24 protein-coding genes and 2 pseudogenes are annotated in these 19,289 nt (G+C 71.3%); 9 read left to right on the forward strand and 17 right to left on the reverse strand.

Going from position 1 to position 19,289, the window contains the following annotated elements; all coding sequences use genetic code 11:
• Positions 1-47: 47 nt before the first annotated feature.
• From AB0K37_RS20885 to clpS, 6 genes are all read right to left on the reverse strand, one after another.
• Positions 48-995 carry a cysteine synthase gene (locus AB0K37_RS20885; protein ID WP_363983497.1) on the reverse strand — a complete coding sequence of 316 codons (948 nt, stop codon included), beginning with the start codon at positions 993-995 and terminating at the stop codon, positions 48-50.
• A 21-nt stretch (positions 996-1,016) separates the two neighbouring features.
• On the reverse strand, positions 1,017-1,289 hold the full coding sequence (locus AB0K37_RS20890) for a MoaD/ThiS family protein (protein WP_173391950.1): 273 nt from the start codon (positions 1,287-1,289) through the stop codon (positions 1,017-1,019).
• Between the two features lie 91 nt (positions 1,290-1,380).
• Entirely contained in the window at positions 1,381-1,569 is a 189-nt protein-coding gene (locus tag AB0K37_RS20895; RefSeq protein ID WP_363983500.1) for a hypothetical protein, read from the reverse strand.
• Between the two features lie 7 nt (positions 1,570-1,576).
• Positions 1,577-1,990: a M67 family metallopeptidase gene (locus tag AB0K37_RS20900; RefSeq protein WP_345184170.1), complete on the reverse strand. Its 414-nt coding sequence runs from the start codon at positions 1,988-1,990 to the stop codon at positions 1,577-1,579.
• Between the two features lie 21 nt (positions 1,991-2,011).
• A complete protein-coding gene (locus tag AB0K37_RS20905) occupies positions 2,012-2,539 on the reverse strand; it encodes a DUF2017 domain-containing protein (protein WP_363983503.1) in 528 nt (175 codons plus the stop codon).
• Positions 2,540-2,543: 4 nt separating this feature from the next.
• Positions 2,544-2,840, reverse strand: coding sequence for an ATP-dependent Clp protease adapter ClpS (gene clpS / locus AB0K37_RS20910; RefSeq protein WP_363983553.1), 297 nt, complete (start codon positions 2,838-2,840; stop codon positions 2,544-2,546).
• A 121-nt stretch (positions 2,841-2,961) separates the two neighbouring features.
• Here clpS and AB0K37_RS20915 point away from each other — a divergent pair, with 121 nt between their 5' ends.
• The 4 genes from AB0K37_RS20915 to AB0K37_RS20930 all read left to right on the forward strand — a co-directional run bounded on the left by AB0K37_RS20915 (position 2,962) and on the right by AB0K37_RS20930 (position 6,316).
• The gene (locus AB0K37_RS20915; RefSeq protein ID WP_363983555.1) at positions 2,962-4,314 is read left to right on the forward strand and encodes a nicotinate phosphoribosyltransferase; all 1,353 of its coding nucleotides are present in this window, start codon (positions 2,962-2,964) and stop codon (positions 4,312-4,314) included.
• Positions 4,315-4,499: 185 nt separating this feature from the next.
• Positions 4,500-5,081, forward strand: coding sequence for a nicotinamidase (locus AB0K37_RS20920; protein ID WP_363983506.1), 582 nt, complete (start codon positions 4,500-4,502; stop codon positions 5,079-5,081).
• 2 nt (positions 5,082-5,083) lie between these two features.
• Positions 5,084-5,629 carry a gluconokinase gene (locus tag AB0K37_RS20925; RefSeq protein WP_363983509.1) on the forward strand — a complete coding sequence of 182 codons (546 nt, stop codon included), beginning with the start codon at positions 5,084-5,086 and terminating at the stop codon, positions 5,627-5,629.
• Positions 5,630-5,752: 123 nt separating this feature from the next.
• Complete coding sequence (locus AB0K37_RS20930) at positions 5,753-6,316, forward strand: Uma2 family endonuclease (RefSeq protein WP_363983512.1); 564 nt, start codon at positions 5,753-5,755, stop codon at positions 6,314-6,316.
• A gap of 150 nt (positions 6,317-6,466) precedes the next feature.
• Here the strand turns inward: AB0K37_RS20930 and AB0K37_RS20935 are convergent, their stop codons facing one another.
• Positions 6,467-7,042 carry a CGNR zinc finger domain-containing protein gene (locus AB0K37_RS20935; protein WP_363983515.1) on the reverse strand — a complete coding sequence of 192 codons (576 nt, stop codon included), beginning with the start codon at positions 7,040-7,042 and terminating at the stop codon, positions 6,467-6,469.
• Between the two features lie 81 nt (positions 7,043-7,123).
• Here AB0K37_RS20935 and AB0K37_RS20940 point away from each other — a divergent pair, with 81 nt between their 5' ends.
• Positions 7,124-8,296, forward strand: coding sequence for an epoxide hydrolase family protein (locus AB0K37_RS20940; RefSeq protein WP_363983518.1), 1,173 nt, complete (start codon positions 7,124-7,126; stop codon positions 8,294-8,296).
• 49 nt (positions 8,297-8,345) lie between these two features.
• On the opposite strand, the gene AB0K37_RS20945 is transcribed toward AB0K37_RS20940, so the two are convergent.
• The 3 genes from AB0K37_RS20945 to AB0K37_RS20955 form a co-directional block, all read right to left on the reverse strand.
• Complete coding sequence (locus AB0K37_RS20945) at positions 8,346-8,762, reverse strand: DUF2809 domain-containing protein (protein WP_363983521.1); 417 nt, start codon at positions 8,760-8,762, stop codon at positions 8,346-8,348.
• Positions 8,763-8,825: 63 nt separating this feature from the next.
• A complete protein-coding gene (locus AB0K37_RS20950; protein WP_363983524.1) occupies positions 8,826-9,011 on the reverse strand; it encodes a DUF397 domain-containing protein in 186 nt (61 codons plus the stop codon).
• On the reverse strand, positions 9,002-9,814 hold the full coding sequence (locus AB0K37_RS20955; RefSeq protein ID WP_363983527.1) for a helix-turn-helix transcriptional regulator: 813 nt from the start codon (positions 9,812-9,814) through the stop codon (positions 9,002-9,004). Before AB0K37_RS20955 ends, AB0K37_RS20950 begins: the two co-directional genes overlap by 10 nt.
• A 181-nt stretch (positions 9,815-9,995) precedes the next feature.
• Between AB0K37_RS20955 and AB0K37_RS20960 the strand changes: the two genes are divergently transcribed.
• Both AB0K37_RS20960 and AB0K37_RS20965 read left to right on the forward strand, forming a co-directional pair.
• Entirely contained in the window at positions 9,996-10,382 is a 387-nt protein-coding gene (locus AB0K37_RS20960) for an ATP-binding protein (RefSeq protein ID WP_363983530.1), read from the forward strand.
• Entirely contained in the window at positions 10,379-10,744 is a 366-nt protein-coding gene (locus tag AB0K37_RS20965) for a hypothetical protein (protein ID WP_363983533.1), read from the forward strand. Before AB0K37_RS20960 ends, AB0K37_RS20965 begins: the two co-directional genes overlap by 4 nt.
• Positions 10,745-10,748: 4 nt before the next feature.
• On the opposite strand, the gene AB0K37_RS20970 is transcribed toward AB0K37_RS20965, so the two are convergent.
• The 4 genes from AB0K37_RS20970 to AB0K37_RS20985 form a co-directional block, all read right to left on the reverse strand.
• Positions 10,749-12,491, reverse strand: coding sequence for a DEAD/DEAH box helicase (locus AB0K37_RS20970; RefSeq protein ID WP_363983557.1), 1,743 nt, complete (start codon positions 12,489-12,491; stop codon positions 10,749-10,751).
• A 36-nt stretch (positions 12,492-12,527) separates the two neighbouring features.
• Positions 12,528-13,568, reverse strand: a complete 1,041-nt coding sequence (locus AB0K37_RS20975; RefSeq protein ID WP_363983536.1) for a zinc metalloprotease — start codon at positions 13,566-13,568, stop codon at positions 12,528-12,530.
• 209 nt (positions 13,569-13,777) lie between these two features.
• Positions 13,778-14,041 (reverse strand): DUF3039 domain-containing protein, encoded by a 264-nt coding sequence (locus AB0K37_RS20980; protein ID WP_185027553.1) that lies wholly within the window; start codon positions 14,039-14,041, stop codon positions 13,778-13,780.
• A gap of 10 nt (positions 14,042-14,051) precedes the next feature.
• Entirely contained in the window at positions 14,052-14,627 is a 576-nt protein-coding gene (locus tag AB0K37_RS20985; protein WP_363983540.1) for a YqgE/AlgH family protein, read from the reverse strand.
• A gap of 160 nt (positions 14,628-14,787) precedes the next feature.
• Between AB0K37_RS20985 and AB0K37_RS20990 the strand changes: the two genes are divergently transcribed.
• Positions 14,788-15,471 (forward strand): hypothetical protein, encoded by a 684-nt coding sequence (locus AB0K37_RS20990; RefSeq protein ID WP_363983543.1) that lies wholly within the window; start codon positions 14,788-14,790, stop codon positions 15,469-15,471.
• A 43-nt stretch (positions 15,472-15,514) separates the two neighbouring features.
• Here the strand turns inward: AB0K37_RS20990 and AB0K37_RS20995 are convergent, their stop codons facing one another.
• Positions 15,515-16,918, reverse strand: coding sequence for an NAD-dependent malic enzyme (locus AB0K37_RS20995; protein WP_345184151.1), 1,404 nt, complete (start codon positions 16,916-16,918; stop codon positions 15,515-15,517).
• 524 nt (positions 16,919-17,442) lie between these two features.
• Entirely contained in the window at positions 17,443-18,399 is a 957-nt protein-coding gene (locus AB0K37_RS21000) for a tetratricopeptide repeat protein (RefSeq protein ID WP_363983546.1), read from the reverse strand.
• Between the two features lie 451 nt (positions 18,400-18,850).
• On the opposite strand from AB0K37_RS21000, the pseudogene AB0K37_RS21005 reads away from it, so the two are divergent.
• Positions 18,851-19,135 (forward strand): annotated as a pseudogene (locus AB0K37_RS21005) (ATP-binding cassette domain-containing protein); the annotation flags it as partial.
• A gap of 60 nt (positions 19,136-19,195) precedes the next feature.
• Here the strand turns inward: AB0K37_RS21005 and AB0K37_RS21010 are convergent.
• A pseudogene (locus AB0K37_RS21010) lies at positions 19,196-19,289 on the reverse strand (PLP-dependent cysteine synthase family protein); the annotation flags it as partial.

Raw genomic sequence — 19,289 nt, forward strand, 5'->3', positions numbered from 1 at the left:
TCGAGTACGAACTCTACCCTGGCCGCCGACCCCGCCGACCGGCCGGATCAGGCCCAGAGCTGGCCTTCGAGCCGGGCCTCGGCCTCCTCCAGGGTGCCGCCGTACGCGCCGGTCGACAGGTACTTCCAGCCGCCGTCGGCGACGATGAACACGATGTCGGCGCGCTCCCCGGCCTTCACCGCCTTGTTCGCCATCCCGATCGCCGCGTGCAGCGCCCCGCCGGTCGAGATGCCCGCGAAGATGCCCTCCTGCTCCAGCAGCTCGCGGGTGCGGCGCAGCGCGTCCAGCGACCCGACCGAGAACCGGGTCGTCAGCACGGAGTCGTCGTACAGCTCGGGGATGAAGCCCTCGTCGATGTTGCGCAGCCCGTACACCAGCTCGCCGTACCGCGGCTCCGCCGCGACGATCCTGATGTCCGGCACCCGCTCGCGCAGGAACCGGCCGACGCCCATCAGCGTCCCCGTCGTGCCGAGTCCGGCGACGAAGTGCGTCACCGACGGCAGGTCGGCGAGGATCTCCGGGCCGGTCGTCTCGTAGTGCGCGAGCGCGTTGGCCTCGTTGCCGTACTGGTACAGCATCACCCAGTCGGGGTTCTCCTCCGCCAGGCCCTTGGCGACCCGCACGGCCTCGTTCGAGCCGCCCGCCGCCGGGGAGGAGATGATCCGCGCGCCCCACATCTCCAGGAGCTGGCGGCGCTCGGCGGAGGTGTTCTCCGGCATCACGCACACCATCGAGTAGCCGCGCAGCTTGGCGACCATGGCCAGCGAGATGCCCGTGTTGCCGGACGTCGGCTCCAGGATCGTGCAGCCGGGCGTCAGCAGCCCCTCCTTCTCCGCCTTCTCGATCATGTGGAAGGCGGGCCGGTCCTTCACGGAGCCGGTGGGGTTGCGGTCCTCCAGCTTGGCCCAGAGCCGCACGTCCTCGCTCGGCGACAGCCGCGGCAGCCCTACCAGCGGGGTGCCGCCGAGCGAGTCCAGCAGTGAGTCGAATCGCATGTGGCGCTCGTCCCGACCGGCTCAGCCGCCGGCGACGGCCGGCAGGATCGTGACGCTGTCGCCGTCGGCGACCTCCGTCCCCAGCCCGCCGAGGAAGCGCACGTCCTCGTCGTTCAGGTAGACGTTGACGAACTTGCGCAGGCCCTTGTCGTCCACGAGCCGGTCGCGCAGGCCGGCGTGCCGGGTGTCCAGGTCGGCGAACAGCTCGTCGAGCGTGCCGCCCTTGCCCTCGACGGCCTTGGCGCCGTCGGTGAGGTTGCGCAGGATCGTCGGGATCCGGACCTCGATCGCCATCGCGATGATCTCCTTTAACGTCGTACGGGACTGCCCGCCCTGGAGTTGGAACCGGGCGGGCGACGGGATGATTCCAGGCGTGATCAGCGCGTCAGCGACAGTCGTAGACGACTTCGGCGCGCGAGTGCCCGAACAGGAAACTCTGCACGGGCGGCACCGCCGGGGCCCCGGCGCGGCGCCCGGCGCCGCCCGTCCCATGCCCGCTCGTCCACATGTCGACCAGTTTACCGGCCGCGAGGCCGCCGATCCCGGCCGCCTCCGCCCCTTCCGCGCCGCACATCCCGCCGTCAGGACCCCTCGACGACGGCGACCTCCTCCTCGGTGACCTCGCCGTCCACGATGCGGAACGAGCGGAACTCGGTCTCGCCCTCCTCGCGGGTCGAGACGAGGACGTAGTGCGCGTTCGGCTCGGACGCGTAGGAGATGTCGGTGCGGGAGGGGTAGGCCTCGGTCGCGGTGTGGGAGTGGTAGATCACCACGGGCTCCTCGTCCCGGTCGTCCATCTCCCGCCACACCTTCAGCTGCTCCTGGGAGTCGAACCGGTAGAACGTCGGGGAGCGCTCGGCGTTGACCATCGCGACGAACCGGACGGGCCGGTCCGAGCCGACCGGGCCCGCGATGATGCCGCACGCCTCGTCGGGGTGGTCTGCGCGCGCGTGCGCGATGATCTGGTCGACCAGGGCCCGTTCAATCGTCAGCATGGCCGCAAGCTTAGGCGGCGCCTACTCCAGGGCGCGGACGAGACCGTCCTGCAGCATCGTCAGCCAGTCGTAGGCGGCGAACATGGGGGCGCGCGGGTCGCGCGGGTCCATGCCGCCCGCCTCCTCGTACCAGTCCTCGGTGATGTCGAGCCGGGTGCCGAGCGCCAGCCGCACGTCGTTCAGCGCCCGCAGCCACTCCTGCATCCGCTTCTCGTCGAGGACGGTGTCGGTGCCGCCCTCGCCCAGCGCCCCGAGGACCGCCCGCGCCGCCTCGCGCTTGCCGTCGCGCAGGCCCATCTCGGTGTAGCGGCGGAACTCCCCGGCGGCCTCGCCGTCGTCGCGGTAGGCGTCGGGGAACAGCCGCGCGAGGACCGGGTCGTCCGACTTCGTGGCGTTCTCCGCGATGCCGAGGGACGCCAGCTCGCCGTCCTCGCCGGACTCCTCCCCGAGGAGGGCGAGCATCTGCTCCATGAGGGCGCGCAGCAGCGCGGTCTCCTCCGGCTCCAGCCGCACCCGGAAGCCGTCGCGTCTCTTCCTCACATGGCTCATCGGCTCAGTCGTCCCGTTTCACGGTCGCCCACAGGCCGTAGGAGTGCAGGATCTCCACGTCCCGCTCCATCTCCTCGCGGGTGCCGTTGGCCACCACGGCGCGGCCCTTGTGGTGCACGTCGAGCATCAGCTTCTCGGCCTTCGCCTTGGGGTAGGCGAAGACGGCCTGGAACACGTACGTGACGTACGACATCAGGTTGATCGGGTCGTTCCAGACGATCGCCAGCCAGGGCCGGTCGGCGCTCACGTCCTCCGCCGAATCGGGCCGCTCCAGCTCCACCGGTGCGGGCGCCGTGCTCATGGCGCTCATTGGCCGGGTCTCCCCCTCTCTGTCGCGCGCGGTCCGCCCTGAGGGACGCGGCCGCCCGCCGCATCCGATGCTATGCGCCGCTCCCCCGCCGCGTGTGACGGCCCGCGTCACCATGGTGCCCGCAGTCGGCCCTAAAGTTCCACTTGTGGACCTTGGTGACGGCACGGCCCTGCTGACCGACCAGTACGAGCTGACCATGCTGCAGGCCGCCCTGCGCAGCGGCACGGACGGCCGCCGCGCGGTCTTCGAGGTGTTCGCGCGGAGCCTGCCCGCCGGGCGCCGGTACGGGGTCGTCGCGGGCACCGGGCGGCTCCTGGACGCCATCGAGGCGTTCCGGTTCGGCGACTCCGAACTGGAGTTCCTCAGCGAGAACCGCATCGTGGACGAGCCCACGGTGCGCTGGCTGGAGAAGTACCGCTTCACCGGGAACGTCTGGGGCTACCCCGAGGGCGAGTGCTACTTCCCCGACTCGCCGATCCTGATGGTCGAGGGGACGTTCGGGGAGGCGGTCCTGCTGGAGACCCTCGCCCTGTCGATCCTCAACCACGACTGCGCGATCGCGTCCGCCGCGTCCCGGATGGTGCAGGCCGCGCAGGACCGCCCGATCATCGAGATGGGGTCGCGGCGCACCCACGAGCGCGCCGCCGTGGCCGCCGCCCGCGCCGCCTACATCGCCGGGTTCACCACCACCTCCAACCTGGAGGCGGGCCGGCTCTACGGCGTCCCGACCGCCGGAACGAGCGCGCACTCCTTCACCCTCCTGCACGACAGCGAGCGGCACGCGTTCGAGGCGCAGCTCGCGGCCCTGGGCGAGAGCACGACGCTGCTGGTCGACACCTACGACGTCGAGCGGGCCGTCCGGACGGCGGTGGAGCTCGCGGGGCCGGACCTCGGCGCCGTCCGGATCGACAGCGGCGACCTCGGCGTGGTGGCGCGGCGCGTCCGCGAGCAGCTCGACTCCCTCGGCGCGCACGGCACGCGCATCGTGGTGACCGGCGACCTGGACGAGTACGGCATCGCGGCGCTCGGCGCGGCGCCCGTGGACGGGTACGGCGTGGGGACGTCCCTGGTGACCGGTTCCGGCGCCCCCACGGCGTCGCTCGTCTACAAGCTCGTCGCGCGGGCGGACGGCCCGCAGGAGGACGCGCCCATGCGCCCGGTCGCCAAGCGCTCGACGGGCAAGCCGAGCCGCGGCGGGCGCAAGACCGCCGTCCGCCGCGTCGACGGGCACGGCGTCGCCTACGCCGAGACCGTGTTCACCACCGAGCCGGCGCCCGGCCCCCACGACCGCGTCCTCCAGGTTCCGCTGGTGCGGGACGGCGAGGTCGTCGGGCGGGAGGCGCTCCGCGACGCCAGGGAACGCCACGCCCGCTCGGTCGCCGAGCTGCCCGCCACGGCGCGCCGGCTGTCCAGGGGAGAGCCGGCGGTCCCGACCGAGTTCGTCAACGGCGGGCCACGCCGTTGAGCCGTCCCGCGTGCGGGAACGAGGCTGGGGTACGGTCGGTGCAGAGCCGGTGGGGCAACCGGTAGAGGGAGCAGCGGTCATGGGCAAGAAGGCTCTGATCATCGTGGACGTGCAGAACGACTTCTGTGCAGCACAGCGCGGGTCGCTGGCGGACCGGACCACGCCACAGCCCGCAGGAGAGTGACATGGGCAAGAAGGCTCTGATCATCGTGGACGTGCAGAACGACTTCTGCGAGGGCGGGTCGCTGGCGGTCGGCGGGGGCGCCGCGGTGGCGACCGCGATCTCCGAGTACGTGGCGGCGCACCGGTCCGAGTACGCGCACATCGTGGCGACCCGCGACTTCCACCTCGACCCGGGCGGCCACTTCTCCGCCGAACCGGACTTCGCCGACACCTGGCCGCCGCACTGCGTGATCGGCACCCCCGGCGCCGACTTCCACCCCAACCTCGCTCTCGCCCCCATCGAGGCCGTGTTCAGCAAGGGCCGCGAGACCGCCGCCTACAGCGGGTTCGAGGGGTTCTCCGACGACGAGACCCCGCTCGCCGACTGGCTGGCCGCCCGCGGCGTCGACTCCGTCGACGTCGTCGGCATCGCCACCGACCACTGCGTCCGGGCCACCGCGGTGGACGCCGTCCGCGCGGGCCTGCGCACCACCGTCCTGCTCGACCTGACGGCCGGGGTGAGCAAGGCCACCGTCGACAAGGCGCTGGACGAGCTCGGGCAGGAGGGCATCGTCCTGTCCGGCGCCCCGGTGGTCACCGCCTGACCATGCCCACGTCTCCTCCCCCGAACGCGGCCGAGCCCACGGTCATCCTGGTCGCCGGCGTGTCCGGCAGCGGCAAGACCACCATCGGCACGCTCCTCGCCGAACGCCTCGGCTGGGAGTACGCCGAGGCCGACGCGTTCCACTCCGAGGCCAACGTCGCCAAGATGCGCGCGGGCCATCCCCTCACCGACGAGGACCGCCTCCCCTGGCTGCGCGCCATCGCCGCGTGGATCGCCGACCGCCTCGCCACCGGCCGCCCCGGCGTCGTCACCTGCTCCGCCCTGAAACGCAGGTACCGCGACATGCTGCTCGACGGTCACGCGGGCGTCCGCCTGGTCCTCCTGGACGGCGACCGCGACACGATCGCCGCCCGCATGCGCTCCCGCAAGGGCCACTTCTTCAAGGCCGAGCTCCTCGACTCGCAGTTCGCCGACCTCGAACCTCCGGGCCCCGACGAGAACATCGTCACCGCCCCCATCACCGGCACCCCCGAGGAAACGGTCACCCACATCCTCAAGGCCCTCGCCCTGACTCCCGCTCCCCGCTGACCTCATACGGCCACTGTCGAACACCCCCGCGAGCAGGTCTTTCAGCACCGGGGTGAACTGCCGGGCAGTGTTAAGGTCTGTGAATGCGGGGCCATCACCACTGACATCACGAGGAGACCTCCGATGACGGCGATGCCGGAAGAGCCGCCGCTCGTCCGGAACGATCTACGCGAGGCTTTCGCCGCGCTCGACGTGTTGCCGGGCTTCCGTGCCGAGCTGGTGGATGGAGAGATCATCGTGTCCCCGACCCCGGACGGGCAGCACGAGACCATCGTCGTCGCGGTCGACGACTGGGTGCGCGACACGCACGGTCTCCGGCTGCACCGCAACCTGACGCTGATCAGCCCGGAGGGCGAGTACGTACCTGACGGCATCGCGGCTCCCAAGGGGGCGTTCGCCGGGCGGGAGTGGCACAGCAAACCCGACGGGGTGCTGATGGTGCTGGAGGTCACCTCCGGCCGCCGCGGCGACAGCAAGGCCGCCGAACGCGACCGCGGCCCCAAACGCCGCGGCTACGCCGCCGCCGAGATCCCGCTGTACCTCCTGATCGACCGCCTGGACGGCAAAGCGACGATCTTCTCCGAGCCTCGCGGCGACGACTACACCCACAGCACTTCGGTGGTACTCGGCGAGGAACTGCCCATCCCCGACCCGCTCGAAAGCATCCTTCCCACCGTCGATTTCTGACCCGGGTTCACCGCCTTTCCCCGGTGGCGCGGGGCCGTCTCGGCTTCCTCGGGATGCACGGCTTCGCGGCGTGACCAGAAGCCCGCCAGGCTCCGGTGGAGCGGTTCGGGTTCACCGACGCCTTCGCGACCGTTGCGGCAGGGGTAACCGTTACCCCGCTGAGCTGCGGTCTTCGCGCTGCTTGGCGTTGAAGCGTGCCTTCTTCTGGCGGTTGCCGCAGGTGTTCATCTCGCACCACTTGCGGGTGCGGCTCTGGCTGGTGTCGAAGAAGGCTGCCCGGCAGGTCGGCGAGGCGCACAGCGCCAGTCTCCCGTCCCGTTCGTCCGCGAGAATGCTGATCGCGTCGGCGGCGATCACGCTGAGGGCGTCCTCCACGCGGGAAGGCGAACCGAGCCTCCACTCCCGCGTGCCCTCGGGCGTCAGGGTCGCGGCGGCCCGTCCCCCCACACTGCGGTCGTTGATGACCTGGACGGCGGACGCGGGGAGAGCTTCCTGGAGCGCGCCCGCCGTCGCGGCCAGGTGGATCGACTCCCTCAGCTCCCGGGCGAGGTCGAGCTGGTCGGTGGTGCAGGAGTCCACGGCGAGGCCGTTCACCGCCAGCCAGTCGACGAGCCGTTGCGGCACAGGGATGCGCTCCACAGGGTCGCCGCGACGCTCCGTCAGGGTCGCCGTGAAGCTGGTCGCCAGCACGCTGCCGAGGCGGAACTCAGGGAACCCAGCACGCATGGAACCACCTTAGCCGGTTGCACGCGTCAGAGGGCCGTGTTAGAACCGTCTTAGCCGGTTCCACTATGGCCAGGAGGTCTCATGCCGCGCCCGACCAGCGACGTGCGAGCGTTCGAAGCCCGCGCGACCGATGCCGACCTCGACGATCTGCGCGCGCGGCTGGCCACAGCGCGGCTGCCGGAAGCGGAGACGGTCCGTCGCGCCGCGCCCGGCCCTCGCCGATGGGACCAGGGCGTGCCTCTCGCCGACCTCGTCGAGGTTGTGGACTACTGGCGCACCGGGTACGACTGGCGGTCGTTCGAGGAGCGTCTCGACCGCATCGGCCAGTTCCGCACGACCATTGACGATCTGGGAATCCACTTCCTGCACCGCCGATCGGCCCGCGCGGACGCCACACCTTTGATCCTCACGCACGGCTGGCCGGGCAGCATCGCCGAGTTCGTCGATGTCGTGGACGAGCTGGCGGATCCGAAAGACGCGGACGCGCCGGCCTTCCACGTCGTGGCGCCGTCGCTACCGGGCTTCGCGTACAGCGACAAGCCGGCCGTCACCGGATGGGGGACCGAAAAGATCGCGGCCGCATGGGTGGAGCTGATGGGAAGGCTCGGCTACGGCAGGTTCCTGGCCCACGGCGGCGACTGGGGAGGCAATATCACCACGGTCCTCGGCGGCAGGTTCCCGGCGAACGTTCTCGGCATCCACACCCTGTTCGCGGAGGCGCCGCCCGGACTGACGACGGACGGGCTGACGGCGGTCGAGCGCGAGTGGACCGAGGAGACCCGCGATTTCTGGCGCCACCGCGCGGCCTACGCCAAGCAGCAGGCGACCCGGCCGCAGACCATCGGCTACTCGCTCGTCGACTCGCCGGTCGGGCTCCTCGCCTGGATCCTCGACAAGTTCGCCGAGTGGTCGGACACCGAGGACAGCCCGTTCGAGACGATCTCCCGGGACAGGATTCTCGACGATGTCACCCTCTACTGGCTGACGCGGACCGGCGCATCGGCGGCACGCATCTACTACGAGAGCCACAACTCGCTCGACCCCGAACTTCGGGTCGACGTTCCGTCGGCGATCACCATGTATCCCCGCGACGTGGAGAAGTCTCCGCGCCCCTGGGCACAGGAGCGGTACCGGCAGATCGTCCGCTGGAACTCACCCGAGAAGGGCGGACATTTCCCGTCGCTGGAGCTGCCCGGGTATTTCGTCAAGGACCTGCGGGAAGGTTGCGCGGCGGTGCTGGACGCCGCCCGGTGAGGGGGTCAGTGACCCGCCCCTCCCGGGTGGTTCAGCCGTCCTGAGCCAGCTAAGCCTCAGCGGGGGGCGAGGTCGGTCGTGTGGGTGCGCTGCTACGAAGCAACCAATGCGCGACGACCAAGGGGATGACGCCTACGGGGTACCAGGCCACGTCAACAGGGTCGAACTGAGCGCCAAGCAATTGGCGCGCGAACCAGCTGCGCTGGGAGATTTCGCCCGGCAGGGGGGTGAGCTGCGCGAACTCGATGAACCAGCAGTAGGCGACCGCGACGCTACCGGCGAGCAAGGGAGAGATCCGTGGCCGCACGAAGAGCACAATCGTGTAGACGATGGCCCCGGACAAGGCGGCACCGGAATACTGGTCGATAGGCCCGTCTCCCACGGCGCGGATCGCATAGGCGGCGCCGGCGAAGCCGGCTGCCGATACGACCATCAGCAGCCGGACCCAGCGCGCTGCGAGCGTCATCGCATGATCTTAAGCGGCAACGCACACCCCATGCCCGCACAACGCCTACGCCCGCCTGTACCGCTAGGCGCTCTTGATGGCCTCGCCGAGGTGACGGAGTGCCTGGGGGGTGATGAGGAGCTTGGGGCCGTCCGGGTCCTTGCTGTCACGGACGGCCACGATGTCATTCACGCGCGCGAGCTCGACACAGTTGCCGCCGTTGCTGGAGCTGCGGCTGGACTTGCGCCATACGGCGGTGCTCAGGTCCATCTCTCCTCCGTCACCTTTGCAATCACTTCGAGGGACTGGTCCACCGGATACGCGGCGGACTGGATTGACGCGAACAGCTCGGTGAGGCGTTTGATTTCGAGGCGGTCAGTGGTTGTGTCACCACTGATCGCATTGTCTTTGTACCCTACCTCGGTTCCATCTGAAAAGGTTCCGACGGCGAAGGCCCCGGTGATGCCCTCGTGCAGACGGAGTGGGACGACCTGGATGCGGATACGGCGGGAGGAGACCGCCAGGAGGTGCTGGAGTTGGTCGCGCATCACCGTAGGATCTCCGGCGCCTCGATGGAGGACGCTCTCGTCGATTACGTACATCAGGCTCGGCGGCGCGTCGCCGGTCAGGACGTCCTGCCGGGCCAGGCGGGCCTCCACGACAGATTCGTCGTTGTTCAGCAGGTGGGCGGCATAGGCAGGGGTCTGGAGAAGACCGGGTATGACCAGTGGTTCATAGCCGCGGATGGCGTCGAACTTCGGTTCCTGCATGGCCCAGTCGACGAACCACGCGGGGACGGAGTTGGTTCCCTTGTACAGGCCGTCCCACAGGTGGGTGAGGGCCTCGCGGGTGTCGAGGACGCGGTCGGCGTGGACGGCGAGGAGCCGGTCTGGGCGGGACTCCCCGCGTTCCACGGAACCGACCGTGCTCTTCGAGTAGGGCGCGCTCTCCTGGATGAGTTCGCAGAAGGCGGCGATGCTCAAGCCCGCCGCCTCTCGATAGCGCCGCAGTTCGGAGCCGAGAAGCGCGTTCGGCGACTCCCAGGGTCGCAGATCGTTCGGACGCTGTCCCATCGCTGTTCCTCCCTTGCCTCGGATGACCGGGGATGACCGGGGTCGACCGGCCATGAGCGGCGGTTGACCTGCGAATGCGCGCACTATGGGCACACATTGCGGTCTTGGCGCTACTCAGGGTGACACAAGGGCCATGATCTGACCACTGGATTTCGGAAACAGATTTCTGGAGGTCGAATTCATGATCGATTCGGGAACGGCGACAGAAGCCGTCCTGATCGAATCGTCGGAACACGCGCCGCGACAGGCGCGCTCCTGGGTCGCCGACGTTCTCGCCAAGTGGCGCCTAGGCGACGACTACATCGCGAGGACCGTGGTCACGGAATTAGTCACGAACGCCTATAGGCACACCGACACGAAAGCCATTCCCGTACGTCTCGTCTTGGAAAACGGCTACTTCGTGGTGGAAGTGGAGGACAGGTCCGATGCGGCACCGGTTCTCCAGGGCGAGGACGACGCGGCGGAGTCCGGGCGGGGGCTGCTCATGGTGTCCCTGCTGGTCGACGAGTGGGGCGTCCGGGCGCTGGACGGCGGCGGGAAGGTGACATGGGCTCGGCTTCACGGGTGAAAGTGGCCCGCGGCCGGCTGGTGATGGGGTGGTGGCGTGTCCGGTTCGGGCATGCCACCGCCGAACGGCACCTCGACGTCCTGGCCGCCGCGACGCACGCTCACGGGTGGTGCCACCTCAAGGTCTACGTGGAGTCGCCGCCAGTGCTGTGGGTCTTCCCCGAGGGCGCCGGAAGTCTCGCGGTCCACGTCACGGCGGAACGTGCCGGCGGGCGGTGGGCCTACCGGGTCTCCGGGGCGATGCGGTACCCGTGCGACGGCCCTCAGCGCGTGGCGGGCGTCCTGGACGACGTCCTCCGGGACCGCCTGGGCGCACGCGCCGCCGCGGGCTCTGCGGCGGGCTCAGCCGCGGCGCGGCGGTGAGGCGTCAGTGGCGGCGCTTGGCGGCCCATTCGCGGATCTTGGTGATGCGCTCGCGGATCTCCTCGGCGCTCGCCTGGGGGACGGGAGGGCCACCGCAGGAGCGGCGCAGCTCGTTGTGGATGACTCCCTGCGGCTGGCCCGTCCGGTGGTTCCAGGCGTTGACCAGGCCGTTCAGCTCGCGGCGCAGGGTCGCGATGTCCTCGGCGGCGGTGCGGTCGGCGCGGGGGTCGCCGGTCTTGCGCCGCCGCTCGTTGGCGATCTGCTCGGCCTGCCGCTTGCGCAGCAGCGCCGACACCTGGTCGGGCTCCAGCAGGCCGGGGATGCCGAGGAACTCCTCCTCCTCGGCCGACCCCGGCTCGGCGTTCATGCCGAACTCGCCGCCGTCGTAGAGCACGCGGTCGAACGTCGCGGACGCCTCCACCGTCTCGAACGGCAGCTCCTCGCCGACGTCGGGCGTGTCCTTCTCGCGGTTGGCCTCGGCGAGCAGATCGTCGTCGAGGCCGTCCTCGCGGACGGGGCGGTCGAGGACGTGGTCGCGCTCCTCCTCCATCTCGGAGGCGTGACCCATCAGCGTCGGCACCGACGGCAGGAACACCGACGCGGTCTCGCCGCGCTTGCGGGCGCGGACGAAGCGGCCGATGGCCTGCGCGAAGAACAGCGGCGTGCTGGTGGAGGTGGCGTAGACGCCGACGCACAGCCGCGGGATGTCGACGCCCTCGGACACCATGCGGACCGCGACCATCCAGCGGTCGTCGGTCTCGCCGAACGCCTTGATCTTCTTGGACGCGGTCGGGTCGTCCGACAGCACGATCGTGGCGCCCTGCCCGGTCACCGCGCGCAGCATCTTGGCGTAGGCGCGGGCGGCCTCGTGGTCGGTGGCGATGACCAGGCCGCCCGCGTCCGGGATGACGCGGCGCAGCTCGGTGAGGCGGCGGTCGGCCGCCGCCAGCACCTGGGTGATCCAGTTGCCCTTGGGGTCGAGCGCGGCCCGCCACGCCTGGGACGTCTGGTCCTGGGTGAGCGGCTCGCCGAGGGTCGCGGTGATCTCGTCGCCCGCGCGGGTGCGCCAGCGCATCTCGCCCGCGTACGCCAGGAAGATCACCGGTCGGACGACGCCGTCGGCGAGGGCGGGCCCGTAGCCGTAGGTGTAGTCGGCCCGGCTGCGCCGGACGCCGTCCGGCCCCTCCTCGTACTGGACGAACGGGATCGGGTTGATGTCGGTGCGGAACGGCGTGCCGGACAGGGCGAGCCGCCGCGTCGCCGGCTCGAACGCCTCCCGGACGGCGTCGCCCCACGACAGGCCGTCGCCCGCGTGGTGCACCTCGTCGAAGATGACCAGCGACTTGCGCGACTCGGTGCGGTTGCGGTGCAGCGCCGGGCGCGCGGCGACGGTCGCGTACGTGACGGCGACGCCGTGGAAGTCCTTGCCGACGGGGCCCTGCCCGTTCTGGTACTCAGGGTCGATCTTGATGCCGACGCGGGCCGCCGACTCGGCCCACTGCCGCTTGAGGTGCTCGGTCGGGCACACGATCGTGAGCGACGAGACGACGCGGCGCTCCATCAGCTCGCGGGCGAGCCGGAGCGCGAACGTCGTCTTGCCGGCGCCCGGCGTCGCGACGGTGAGGAAGTCGCGGGGGCCGGGCGCCGTTCCGTCCACGCCGAAGTACGCCTCCAGCGCCTGCTGCTGCCAGGCGCGCAGGGAGGACGCGGTCCCCCAGGCGGCCCGCTCGGGGAAGGCGGGGGGCATGCTCGATGCGGCGAAGGTGCTCACGGTCATTGAAGGCTACCGAGCCGCACCGACAGATCGTGCCGCTCCCGGGGTCCCTGTGCCGAGATCCACACGGTGGCCGCCGGTCTTGCGGGACCGGTACGCCGCCCACGCCGCCCGGATGCGACGGCCCTGACCTGCGGTGAAGCCTCGCATGCAGGCGTCGTGGGCGTAGTCCATGAAATTGTGGATCGGATCGAGGCCCCGCTGCGGGCACGAGTCGCGGCCCTGCGGGCAGCCCTGCGCCGGCTCCGCCTCGTACGGGGTGTCGGCCACCCCGTCGCCCGGCGACACGCACCCGCCCTCGAACGTGTGCATCAGGCCCAGCCAGTGCCCGATCTCGTGGACGGCCGTGTACCCGTGGTTGAACGGCGCGTACGACCCGTACGGCAGGCTGCGGAAGTCGACGATGACGCCGTCGAGGCGCGGGTCGCGCCGGTACCACTGCGGGAAGGTGGAGAAGCCCAGCACGTCCGAGCCGACGGCCGCCGTGTAGAGGTTGAGCGTCCCGCGCCCGCCCTTGCGGAGGCGCCGCTTCATCGGGCCCTCGTAGTGCTGCGGGCTGCGGAACCAGGCCGGGTTGTCGGTGCGGTCCAGGGAGTCGAGCCGGAACCTCACGTGGGTGTCGGCCCCGCCGAGGCGGCCGCCGTAGGCCGCGTTGAGCGTGGCGATCTGCCGCTGGACCGCCGCCGTGGACAGCCGTCCCGAGCTCCCGCTGTGGACGACGTGGAACCGCACCGGGACGACCAGGGCCCCCGTGGCGCGCCGGGCCGGGTCGGGGCGCGTCCCGCCGAGGAGGCCCGAGTCGAGGAGGGCCTCGTCGGACGTCCCGAACCGGTCGTGGAGCGTGCGGCGGAGGTCGGCGAGCATGGCGGTGGCCTGGTCGTGGCCGAGGTCGGCCCGGTCGCGCGCCTGGGCGGACCTCGCCACCCCGCCCGAGGCGCCCCTCCCGCCCACGGCGGCCGTCCCGCCCGCCGTGCCCGCGCGGCCGTGAACGCAGTCGTCGCCACGGGCGGCCGGAGCGACCTTCGTCCGTTCCCACTCCCCCTCACTCACCGAACCCGGAACAGCACACACCGTGACCGCCAGTGCGCACAGTGAAACCCCGGCCAAGCGCCGCATTCAATCCCCCGATTGTTCAGGGACGTCCCTTTCGGGCCGTCCCGCGATAAGAAAGGCCGAGGTCCTGCGGCACACGACCGCAGGACCTCACACACGCGCGCGCCTATGCGGCGGCGCGCCCTCGACCGCCGTTCAGCGGCCGGTCACTCCTCGCCCTTGCCCCCGCCCGGCTGCATGGACTCGTAGATCTCCTTGCACTCCGGGCAGACGGGGTACTTCTTCGGATCCCTGTTCGGCACCCAGACCTTGCCGCACAGCGCGATCACCGGCGTGCCGGTCACCGCGCTCTCGGTGATCTTGGCCTTCTTCACGTAGTGGGCGAACCGCTCGTGGTCGCCGTCACCGTGGGAGAGGTCCGGCTTGACATCGCTCTGGGTGTCGCTGTCAGGAAGGATCTGCGTACTCACACCAGTCACCTTAGTTCAGCGTCGGGTCCTCGGGGAAAGTGGAGACGAAGGCCAGGTCGCCGCCCTGCCTGCGCAGCACGTGCTGCCACAGCCGCTCCGGGTCGCCGGCGAACACGTCCCCGGCCTCCGCGGGCACCAGGTACCACGAGCCCTCCTCGACCTCGGAGCGCAGCTGCCCCGGCGACCAGCCCGCGTACCCGGCGAACACGCGCAGTTGCAGAAGCTCCGCCGCGAGCAGGCCGGGCGGGGCCTCCAGGTCGACCAGCCCGACCCGGGCGACCTCGGCGCCGCCGTCCAGGGCGCGCCATCCGAGCGGCTCGTCCTCGCCGGGGAGCCGGGCCAGGGCGAGCGCGTTCTCCAGCGCGACCGGCCCGCCCTGGAACACCACGGCGGGCCCGGTGACGAGCTCCGCCCACGGCGGAAGCACGCGGTCGACCGGAATCTCGGTCGGCCGGTTGAGGACGACACCGAGGGTTCCCCCGTCGCCGTCGTGCTCGACCAGCAGGACGACGCTGCGCCGAAAGTTCGGATCCTCCAGCTGCGGGGTGGCCACCAGCAGGAGTCCGACCCTGATCCCGTCTTCCATGGGTCCCATGATGCGTTGCCCGGACCTCCGGCGGCACGCCTCCTCGCTCGTTAGCCTGTTACGCATTCCTATCGATGGGGATATCGGCACCACAAGGTCCTGGGTTAAGAATGATCTAGGACAATCGGCCACCCGCTTGGTGCGCGCCGGGAGGACAGCGATGCAGTTGCCCAGGGTCGTCATCGCCGCCGTGTTCATCGTCATCGGGGCGCTGATCGCGATCCCGGCCCTGTTCAGGTCGGACGGCTCCGCGTCGCCGACCTCGGCGACGGAGTCCACGAGCCCGAGCCCGTCGGGCGGCTCGCCGTCCGCCTCGGGCAAGCCCACCCGGACACCGGCGCACACCCCGTCCCGAACGCCGACCCGCACCCCCTCGCACACGCCGACCGGCGCTCCCGCGCGGCCGGTGACGGCCACGATCGGATCGGTCTCCTGCCCGGACCGCACCGTGAACGTCAGGGTCCGCAACACCGGAACGCAGACCGAGGACTTCTCCGTCGAGAAGAACGACGACACCGCCGCCGTCCCCGGCAAGATCGGCCCGGGCACCACCCGGACGGTCGCGGTGAAGCTGCGCGAGGACCGCAGCACCCGCGTCACCGTCCGGTGGGCGAACCGGCAGATCGAGAGCACCGCGGTCAAGGCGAACTGCAAGAAGGCGGGCGGCGCCGCGCCGCGCGAGACGCCGCCCGGCAAGCTCCCGCACACCGGCCCCGACACCGTGCTGTGGGCGCGGGCCGTGACCGGCGTCGCCGTCATCCTGACCGGCGCGATCATCTTCTGGTGGGGCGGCACGTGGCCGCGCCGCCGCGAGCAGGTGTTCGCGGGCAGGAAGTCCGACTGAGCGCGGCGGCGGGCCCGCCTTCCGGGCCCGCCTCCCGCGGCGCCTACGCCTCGGTGCGGGGGCGGCCGCCCGCCGCCTCGCGGACCGCGCCGGCCACGCGGGTGCTGACGTCCGGGTGGAAGACGCTCGGCACGATGTAGTTCGGGCCGAGCTCGTCGGGCGTGACGACCTCGGCGAGGGCCTTGGCCGCGGCCGCGAGCATGTCGAGGGTGACGCCGCTGGCCTGGGCGTCCAGCAGGCCGCGGAACACGCCGGGGAACGCCAGCACGTTGTTGATCTGGTTCGGGTAGTCGCTGCGCCCGGTGGCGACCACGGCGGCGTGCTCGCGCGCCTCGTCCGGCGAGACCTCCGGCTCGGGGTTGGCGAGCGCGAACACGATCGCGTCGTCGCTCATCGTGGCGATGTCGTCGCCGTTCAGGATGCCGGGGGCGGAGACGCCGATGAACACGTCGGCGTCCTTCACCGCGCCGCGCAGGTCGCCGGAGTAGCCGCCCTCGTTGGTGTGCTCGGCGATCCAGCGCAGCGAGTCGTCCAGGTCGTCGCGGCCCTTGTGCACGGCGCCGGCGTAGTCGCAGACGACGAGGTTGCGGGCGCCGGCGTGCATCAGCAGCTTCAGGATGGCGGTGCCGGCCGCGCCCGCGCCCGCCATCGCGATGCGGACGGCGCCGATGTCCTTGCCGACGACGCGCAGCGCGTTGGTCAGCGCGGCGAGCACGCAGATCGCGGTGCCGTGCTGGTCGTCGTGGAAGACGGGGATGTCGAGCAGCTCGCGCAGCCGGGCCTCGACCTCGAAGCAGCGCGGCGCGGAGATGTCCTCCAGGTTGATGCCGCCGAACGCGGGCGCGAGGATCTGCACCGTCCGGACGATCTCGTCGGTGTCCTGGGTGTCGAGGCAGATCGGCCACGCGTCGATCCCGGCGAACCGCTTGAACAGCGCCGCCTTGCCCTCCATGACCGGCAGCGCGGCCTCCGGGCCGATGTTGCCGAGGCCGAGCACCGCCGAGCCGTCGGTCACCACGGCGACGCTGTTGCGTTTGATCGTCAGCCGGCGGACGTCCTCGGGGTTGCGGGCGATGGCCAGGGAGACACGGGCGACGCCCGGCGTGTAGGCCATCGACAGCTCGTCGCGGTTGCGCAGCGGCACCTTGGACTGCATCTCGATCTTGCCGCCGAGGTGCATCAGGAACGTCCGGTCGCTGACCTTGTGGATCTTGACGGATTCGATCCGCTCCAGCGCGCCCGCGATCGCCTCGGCGTGCTGGGTGTCGCGGGTCGCGATCGTGACGTCGATGCGGAGGGTCTCGTGGCCGGCGGTGTTGACGTCGAGGGCCGTGACGATGCCGCCGGCGTTCTCGACCACGTGGGTGATCTGGCTGACGGCCCTGCCGCCGGCCGGGACCTCCAGCCGGACGGTGATGGAGTACGACACGCTTGGCACGCTCGCCACGACAGCTGCTCCCTATTTATACGGGTTTGTCCACATCCGAGCGCGCCGCTTCCAGGGGACGGTGCGTCCGGGGCCGCCGCCCGGTCCCGTCCCGCGGCCCGCAGAGCCCGGGCCGCGGCGACGATCGCTCGACGGTCGCGGGACGGGCGCCCCCGTGGTGTCGATCGCAGGACGGTGTCGATCACGAGGTGGCGGAGCCGCGGACCGGCCGGATCGGCCGTGGAAGTGCTTCACCGTGGAAGTGCTTCACGCGGCCGCACGGGCGCGGTCATCAGTCAACGAGCATACGCTCACCACCGCGGTCAGGTGTCCCGCTCGCCCCAGCTCACCATGCTTCGCCCGTCACCCGAGCGCGGCAGGGGGCCGCCCGGCCGCCGTACGCCGGCGCCGAACGAGGCCGCGACCGTCTCCACCGCGCACCCGGAAAGACGGCGCACAAGGAACACGGAGACCACAGCAGGGACACGCGCACAAGAGCGGCCCGGGTCGGGCGGCGACCCGGGCCGGAGCAGCTGTCCCGCCTGTCAGAACAGGGCGGACTGGAGGCCGCGGCGGGCCTTGCCGACGCGGGGGTCGTCCGGGGGCAGGAGCTCGAACAGCGACAGCAGGTGCTTGCGCGCCGCGTCGCGGTCGTCGCCCGCACCGCGCCGCACCGCGCCCACCAGCCGGTCGAAGGCGTCGTCGATGCGACCGGACACCATCTCCACGTCGGCCGCGCTGATCTGCGCCTGGACGTCGCCGGGCTTCTCGGCCGCCTCCTGCAACGCGCGCTCGGGGTCCAGCGACCGCACGCGCAGGCTCAGCTCGACCAGGGCGAGTCCCTGCTTGGCCTGGCCGTCCCTGGGGTCGGCGGCCAGGACGCGCTCGAACGCGACCTTGGCGCCGTCCAGGTCGCCGCGCTGCAGGGCCTCCTCGGCCTCCGAGAACACGGGGTCGGCCGCGGGGGCCGCCGCGCCGGGCGCCGGCTGCTCGCCCTCGGGGGCGTCCGGCAGGATGCCCTCCTTGCGCAGCGCGTCGAAGAGCTGGTCGATGGCCTGGCGGACCTGCGGCTCGGGGGCGGCGCCGTTCAGGAACGGCAGCAGCTGCCCGGCGACGACCGCCGCCACGAACGGGATGCCGCGCACGCCCATCTGCTGCATGTAGGCGCCGAGCTGCGGGTTCGCGTCGATGTCGACCTTGGCCAGGATCCACTTGCCGGCCGCCTCGGTGGCGAGCTTCTCCAGGATGGGGCCGAGCTGCTTGCACGGACCGCACCACTCGGCCCAGAAGTCCACCAGGACGGGGACGGACTGCGACCGCTCCACGACCTCGGTGTTGAACGTCTGGTCGGTGACGTCCACGACGTAGGGGCCCCCGGGCGCGCCCGCGGCCGGCGCCGCGCCGCCGCCGCCCTGGGTCCGGCGTTCCTGCTGCTTCCTTGCCGCGGCCTGGCGCGCTCCCAGGTCGATGGCCCCGTGCAACGAAAAGTCCCGAGAAGGCATGGGTCCATCCTGCCCCATGACCGCGCCCGGCCGTACGTCCGTACGCTCCCAGCGGAGCGCGGCGCGGCGCCGGGCGCCCGGCGCGTTTGCACGACCGGCCCACGAGGCCGCCCTTATCGGCGGCATATCAATAGAATTGTCCGCCTTTTTTATTCTCTTTCCGCCGCGCCCCGGGCAAAGAGTTCCGTCGTCCTGCCGTAAAGGCGATTAGATTGCTGACAGCCATCACCAAGCCCGGTTATAGTCACGATGTCGATGCATTGCGGCCCGGCAAAAGCGACCGGGCCGGAGCCGCCGGGGGGCGGCCCGGCCTGCGGGCCGCGCCGCGTGGCGGGTTGGGGGACCCGAGGCCACCGGCGCGGCGGGCGCACCGTCCGGCCGCCGCGACAGCATGACGAACAACGGGGGGAAACTTGTGATCGCGGAGCATTCCGTGATCGTGGCCCGAGGAATGGGTGTCCGCCGCGGGGGGCGGTGGCTCCTGCGCCCGGTGACCTTCGGCGTGCCCGAAGGCGTGGTCGGCCTGGCCGGTCCACCGGGTGCCGGTAAATCCACTCTGCTGGCCACGTTCGCGACCTTGCGCAGACCGAACACCGGCGCGCTGCACATTCTCGGACACGACATCACGAACGCCGCCGGGCAGCGGGCCGCCCGGGCCGGAATCGGTTACCTGCCGGCCCGGTTCTCGCGCGCGGAGGGCATGACGGCCGGCGAGTTCGTCGCCTACGCCGCCTACTACAAGCGGACGAGCGCGTCCGCCGCGCAGAGCATGATCCGCCGCTTCGACCTCGCCGAGGCCGCCGTGGAACTCGATGAGCTGGATCTTCTCCGGGCTGGTGGTGGCCGGCATGACCGCGACGAACGGCAGGCCGAGCAGCCGCGCGAAGTAC

It is taken from the genome of Actinomadura sp. NPDC049753 (genome assembly GCF_040674655.1).
GTDB classification, from domain to species: domain Bacteria; phylum Actinomycetota; class Actinomycetes; order Streptosporangiales; family Streptosporangiaceae; genus Spirillospora; species Spirillospora verrucosospora.